12 protein-coding genes are annotated in these 5,490 nt (G+C 76.2%); 7 read left to right on the top strand and 5 right to left on the bottom strand.

Going from position 1 to position 5,490, the window contains the following annotated elements; genetic code table 11:
* From E1264_RS39560 to E1264_RS44195, 5 genes are all read right to left on the bottom strand, one after another.
* Window positions 1–703: MnhB domain-containing protein (locus tag E1264_RS39560; protein ID WP_132182207.1), on the bottom strand; the 703-nt coding region annotated here is incomplete at its 3' end.
* A complete protein-coding gene (locus tag E1264_RS39555) occupies window positions 700–1,023 on the bottom strand; it encodes a DUF4040 domain-containing protein (protein WP_243711456.1) in 324 nt (107 codons plus the stop codon). The genes E1264_RS39560 and E1264_RS39555, both read right to left, overlap by 4 nt.
* Complete coding sequence (locus E1264_RS39550; RefSeq protein ID WP_132182205.1) at window positions 1,020–1,370, bottom strand: monovalent cation/H(+) antiporter subunit G; 351 nt, start codon at window positions 1,368–1,370, stop codon at window positions 1,020–1,022. Before E1264_RS39550 ends, E1264_RS39555 begins: the two co-directional genes overlap by 4 nt.
* Before the next feature lie 13 nt (window positions 1,371–1,383).
* On the bottom strand, window positions 1,384–1,650 hold the full coding sequence (locus E1264_RS44200; RefSeq protein WP_165964620.1) for a monovalent cation/H+ antiporter complex subunit F: 267 nt from the start codon (window positions 1,648–1,650) through the stop codon (window positions 1,384–1,386).
* Window positions 1,647–2,183 carry a hypothetical protein gene (locus E1264_RS44195; protein ID WP_165964619.1) on the bottom strand — a complete coding sequence of 179 codons (537 nt, stop codon included), beginning with the start codon at window positions 2,181–2,183 and terminating at the stop codon, window positions 1,647–1,649. Before E1264_RS44195 ends, E1264_RS44200 begins: the two co-directional genes overlap by 4 nt.
* A 162-nt stretch (window positions 2,184–2,345) precedes the next feature.
* On the opposite strand from E1264_RS44195, the gene E1264_RS39540 reads away from it, so the two are divergent.
* The 7 genes from E1264_RS39540 to E1264_RS39510 all read left to right on the top strand — a co-directional run.
* Window positions 2,346–2,651: a hypothetical protein gene (locus E1264_RS39540; protein ID WP_132182201.1), complete on the top strand. Its 306-nt coding sequence runs from the start codon at window positions 2,346–2,348 to the stop codon at window positions 2,649–2,651.
* A gap of 167 nt (window positions 2,652–2,818) precedes the next feature.
* Entirely contained in the window at window positions 2,819–3,253 is a 435-nt protein-coding gene (gvpJ, locus tag E1264_RS39535) for a gas vesicle protein GvpJ (RefSeq protein ID WP_347813452.1), read from the top strand.
* Entirely contained in the window at window positions 3,250–4,032 is a 783-nt protein-coding gene (locus tag E1264_RS39530) for a GvpL/GvpF family gas vesicle protein (RefSeq protein ID WP_132182197.1), read from the top strand. The genes gvpJ and E1264_RS39530 overlap by 4 nt, the downstream gene beginning before the upstream one ends.
* A 4-nt stretch (window positions 4,033–4,036) precedes the next feature.
* Window positions 4,037–4,288, top strand: coding sequence for a gas vesicle protein GvpG (locus E1264_RS39525; protein WP_132182195.1), 252 nt, complete (start codon window positions 4,037–4,039; stop codon window positions 4,286–4,288).
* A 16-nt stretch (window positions 4,289–4,304) separates the two neighbouring features.
* Window positions 4,305–4,565, top strand: coding sequence for a gas vesicle protein GvpO (gene gvpO, locus E1264_RS39520; protein WP_132182193.1), 261 nt, complete (start codon window positions 4,305–4,307; stop codon window positions 4,563–4,565).
* Between the two features lie 51 nt (window positions 4,566–4,616).
* Window positions 4,617–4,994: a gas vesicle protein gene (locus tag E1264_RS39515; protein WP_132182209.1), complete on the top strand. Its 378-nt coding sequence runs from the start codon at window positions 4,617–4,619 to the stop codon at window positions 4,992–4,994.
* A partial coding sequence (locus tag E1264_RS39510) for a GvpL/GvpF family gas vesicle protein (protein WP_207936847.1) occupies window positions 4,991–5,490 on the top strand: 500 nt, incomplete at its 3' end. The genes E1264_RS39515 and E1264_RS39510, both read left to right, overlap by 4 nt.

The raw sequence follows: 5,490 nt of genomic DNA, 5'->3' as shown, positions 1-5,490 counted from the left end.
GGGCGGCGGGGCCGGTGTCGCGGATGAGGAGGGCCTGCTCGAAGAACTTGCCGAGCAGCAGGACCAGCGCGCAGCCGACCTCGGCGCCGACGGCGCCGTTGAGGGCGGGCACCCGCCCGGCCGCGGCCCAGCCCGCGGCGGCCAGCACCAGCGCGACGAACACGGCGGCGGCGACGGCCTCGGCGGTCTCGAACAGCGGGAGGGGCCGCAGCCGCTGCAGCGCCGGGTAGTCGCCCGCCAGGTACAGCAGGTGGATGGCGGTGCCGAGGACGACACCGCCCTGGAACCCGCCGCCGGGGGACTGGTGCCCGTGCGCGACGACGTACACCCCGGCGGCGAGGGTGACCGGCAGCAGCAGGTAGCCGATGACCCGCAGCGCGTCGGGCACCTCGGCGGGCCCGTGCCGGTGCGCGCCGCCCGCGTCCTCCTCCTCGCGGCGCACGGCGCGCAGCAGCACGACGGCGGCGACGGCGGCCGACAGCAGGATGAGCTCCTCGCCGACGGTGTCGAAGGCGCGCTGGTCGAAGGTGACCGACGCGACGGCGTTGGGGGTGCCGTGCGCGACGGCCTGGCCGACGGCGCGGTCGGCGTAGGGGTGCACGGCGCCGCCGAAGCCAGGCAGGCCGAGCGCCCCGGCGGTGAACAGCGCGGCGGTGCCGGCGGCGCCGAACGAGAACAGCGCGAGGCGGGCGCGCGCGTTCACCGCCGCCCCTCCTTGTCCGCCTCCCGGTTCGCGGTGTCGCGGTGGCGGCGGGTGGCGTGCAGCGCCAGGACGACGATGAGCGGCAGCAGCACCGTCCCGACGCCGATCTGGGACATGGCGACGTCGGGCGCCTGGAGGATGAGGAACAGCAGGGCCAGGACCAGCCCGTATCCCGACAGCACGATCGCCTGCCGGACGGTGCGGCGGGTCAGCACGACCGCGGTGGCCATGAGCGCGGCCAGGGCGAGCGCGAGGCAGATGAGCGCGTCGGCCAGCGGCCCCGACAGGGCGTCCGGGGCGCCGAGCGGCCCGGTGGTCACGGCGGGTTCACCTCCGTCCCCGTCGCGGGTTCCTCGGGCTCGGCGGTGGCACGTTGGGCCTGTTCTACCTGCTCTGCCTGTGTGGCCTGCGCGGCGGTGACGACGGTGGCGGGCCCGGTCGCGGTGAGCAGCACGGCGATGACGGCGAGCTTGGCGACGTCGTGCCACGACGACCAGGGCCGCAGCGCCGTCCCGGCGATGAGCAGCGGCGCGGCCAGGACGGTGACGGGCGCGGCGGCGTGCAGGCGGGCGAGGGCGCCGCGCGCGGCGGCCAGCCGGATCGCGGCGGCCACGGCGACGGCGGCTCCGGCCCAGGTCAGGGCGTCGGCGAGCGGGTCGAGGGTCATCGCGTCCTCCGGCTCACAGCGTCCGGCCGAGGAACCGCGCGAACACCAGCGACCCGGCGAACGACAGCAGCGCCAGCACCAGCGCGACGTCGAGGTAGGCGGGACGGCCGTAGGCGGCGGCGAGCAGGACCAGGACGAGGGTGACCAGCGGCCCGGTGACGATCAGCCCGGCGAGGCGCCCGGCGGGGCGGCCGTGGAGGGTGGCCAGCAGCGCCGGGAGCAGCGCCCCGGCCATGACGGCCAGGGCGGGCAGCGCGGTGTTCAGCACGTCGGCCGTCACGGCGCCTCCCGGGCGGGGCCGGTGACGAGTCCGGCGCGGCGCAGGCGCCGCTCGGAGGGGGACGGGCCGCGGGCGAGGCGGTGCACGCGCAGCCGCCCGTGTTCGGGGTCGACGGCGCCGACGTAGGCGCCGGGGGAGGCCGACAGCAGCAGCGTCGCGGCCGCGCGGTCGGCGGGTCCGGGCGCGACGGCCAGGTCCGTCCACCGCCCTCCCGGCGCGCCGCGCACGATGATGCGGGCGGTGTCGGCGGTGATCTGGGCGGGCAGCGGCGCCAGCGCCGGCAGCAGCCGCACGGGCGGGACGGTCCGCCGGGCGCGGTCGGCGGTGAACAGGACGCGGTGCCCGGCGACCGCGGCGGCGGCGCACGCGGCGGCCGTCAGGGCCCCGACGGTGATCTCGGTGAGGGTGATGCCGGACGCCATCGCGAGGTACCCGGCCAGCAGCACCGTCCACCAGGCGAGGGGCTCGGCGGCGCGCCGCGCGAGCCCGGTGCGCGGCCCGGGTGCCGGGCGTGCGGGCTGGTTGTCGGGCATGGCCTCCCGGCATACCCGGCGGGACGGTTCCAACCGTGCCCGACGAGCCCCACCGTGCCCGGCGCCCGGCCTGCACACGGGCGGGCGGTCCCCGGGCGCATGTTTGCGGTCACGGGGCCGGGTAGGCGCGACATCCCGATGACCCCCCGATGGAAGGGACGCATGATGAACACCCCCCACGTTCCCGGCGGCAAGTCCGCGCGGGTGGACAACTCCGCCACCGCCACCACCACGGCCGCCAAGGGCGCCAAGGGCGCCAAGGGTGCGGCGCGCGGCACCGGCAAGGGCGTCCGCGACGGCGTGCGCAAGGGCGCGGACCAGGCCGGCGGGCAGGTCGCGGCGCTGCCGGGGCGGGTCGCCGGGCTCGCGCGGCTGGTGACGCTCGCCCGGCTCCTGCGCGCCGCGCCGATCGCGGCGGCCGCCGCCGCGGGCGTGCTCGTCGGGCGCCTCACCGCCCGGAAACGCTGACCCCGTCACACCCCCCTGACCTGCCGCGGAGCGCTCACCTGGCGCCTTGACCGGCCGATGACCGAAACCGGGGGTCCTGTTTAGGCGGATCAGTGCGGGTACCACCCGGCATGCCAGAACGAAATCGAACACCCCCGATCGAGGGAGCGGATGACATGACTGGGCCGATCGCCCAGCAGACCCAGGGCACCGGTTACGTCCAGCGCGGCGGGTCGGGCAGCAGCAGCCTGGCCGACGTCGTCGACCTGATTTTGGAGAAGGGGCTGGTCATCGACGTGTTCGCGCGGGTGTCGCTGGTGGGGATCGAACTCCTCACCGTGGACGTGCGGATCGTGGTCGCCAGCGTCGACACCTATCTGAGGTTCGCCGAGGCCTGCAACCGCCTCGACCTCACCAACAACGGTACCTCGCAGGGTCTGCCGCAGCTCCTGGAGGGGCTGCAGGAGTCGGGCGCGAAGAAGAAGACGCGCGGCGCGCTGGAGGGCGCGCAGGAGCGGCTGAAGGAGACCTTCGGCGGTGACTCCGACAACTCCGGCGACGCCGACGAGGAGAAGCAGCCCGCGCGGCGCCGCTCGTCCCGCAAGAGGGAGGACGAGGAATGAGCACCCCGCAGCCCCCCGGCGCTCCCGCCCAGGGGGAACCGCAGTACGTGTACGGGGTGACCCGCTCCGGCGCGGTCCTGCCGCCCGAGGTGACCGGCCTGGACGAGCGGCCGGTGTCGCTGGTGGAGGACGGCGGCGCGTGCGCCGCGGTCGTCAGCGCGCTGCCCGGCGGGCGGGCGCTCGGCGAGCGCGCCGACCTGGTGGCGCACCAGCGGGTGCTGACCGCGCTGGTCGAGGCCGGGACCGTGGTGGTGCCGTTCCGGTTCGGGGCGGCGATGGCCGACCGCGCCGCCGTGCAGAAGGAGCTGCTGGCCGCCAACGCCGACCGGCTCGGGCAGGTCCTCGACGAGCTCGACGGCAAGGTCGAGCTGCGGGTGAAGGCCACCTACGTCCAGGAGACGGTCCTGCGCGAGATCATGGAGGCCGAGCCGGAGATCGCCGAGCTGTCGCGGCGGCTGCGGGAGGTGCCGCCCGACATCGCCGACGCCGTCTACTACGACCGTGTCCGGCTCGGTGAGCTGATCGCGCAGGCCATGCAGCGGCTCCGCGAGCGGGACGGGCAGGTGCTGCTGGACGGCGCCGCGCCCGCCGCCGAGGCGTTCACCAGCAAGCCGCCCGTGCGGGAGGAGGACGTCCTGGACGCCTCGTTCCTGGTCCGCGCCGACCGCCGCGCCGAGTTCGAGCGGGTGGTCGACGAGCTGGCCCGGGCCGCCGCCGAGCGGGTCCGGGTCCGGCTGATCGGGCCGCTTCCGCCCTACGACTTCGTGCCGGAGGTCTGAGCCGATGGGGCTGTTCACCGGCCTGCTGACGCTGCCGCTGGCGCCCGTGCGGGGCGTGACGCGGCTGGCGGAGGTCCTCACCGAGCAGGCCGAGGCGCGGCTGTACGACCCGGGGCGGATCGCCGCGGAGATGGAGGAGGTCGCCGACGCCGCCGCGGCGGGGGAGATCACCCAGGAGGAGGCCGCGGCCCGCGAGGAGGACCTGATCCGCCGGCTGAACGAGGGCCGCGCCCGCCGCGAGCGGGCGGGCGGGTAGCCAGGGAGGACCGGGAATGTTGTCCGCGGCCGAGGCCGCCAAGAGGGCGGCCGAGCACGTCACCGCGATGACCGGCCGCTGCGCCGAGTGCGTGGTGGGGGTGGAGCGCGCCGGCGAGGACGGCTGGCGCGTCACGGTGGAGGTCGTCGAGACCCACCGCATCCCCGACTCCGCCGACATCCTCGCGGTCTACGACACCGAGGTCGACGCGGACGGGGAACTGGTCGCCTACCGCCGCGCCCACCGCTATCCCCGCGGCCGGGTGGAGAGGGGCTGAGACGCGTTGAGTGAGATCTCCTGGACCGGGTCGCGGTCCCCGGCACGGTCGATGCCGGGCGAGCGGCAGTCGGCGAGCCTGGCCGACCTGCTGGAGCGCATCCTCGACAAGGGCATCGTGATCGTCGGGGACGTCCGGGTGAACCTGCTGGACATCGAGCTGCTGACGATCAAGCTGCGGCTGCTGGTGGCGTCGGTGGACCGCGCGAAGGAGATGGGCATCGACTGGTGGGAGCACGACCCGTCGCTGTCGTCCAAGGCCCGCCCCGCCGGGGAGGTCGACGGCGGCGGCCGGGACCGGGAGCTGGCGGAGGAGAACCGGCGGCTCCGCGAACGCCTCGCCGCCCTGGAAGCCGCCGCCCCCGCCGCCGATAGGGAAGCCGATAGGGAAGCCGATAGGGAAGCCGAGGAGAAGGAGCCGGGAGCATGACGACGGCACCTGTCACCGGCGGCACCGCCGTCTACCTGTACGGGGTCGCCCGCGGCCTGGACCCGGACGCGCTGCGCGGCGCCGCCGGGGTCGCGGGCGCGCCCGTCCGCGGCGTCGTCGAGGGCGCGCTCACCGCGCTGGTCAGCACCGTCCGGCTGGAGGAGTACGGGGAGGCGGCGCTGCGCGCCAACCTGGAGGACCTGGCGTGGCTGGAGGCCACCGCCCGCGCCCACCACGCGGTGGTGGACCGCGCCGCGCACGCCGCGCCGACCGCGCCGGTCGCGATCGCGACGATCTACCGCGACGACGCGCGGGTCGCCGAGGTGCTCGCGGAGCAGAGCGCCCGGTTCGGCGCGGTGCTGGACGGTGTCGCGGGCCGCTCGGAATGGGGCGTGAAAGCCTACGCCGTCCCCGCAACGGACCCCGAAGCGCGGGAAGAGGACGTCCCCGAACCCGGTGGGGGGCTTGCGCCGAGGGCCGAGCCCCTCACCGGCCC

This window comes from Actinomadura sp. KC216 (assembly GCF_004348535.1).
Classification (GTDB): Bacteria; Actinomycetota; Actinomycetes; order Streptosporangiales; family Streptosporangiaceae; genus Spirillospora.
This window is presented reverse-complemented; position numbering and strand designations above follow the sequence as displayed.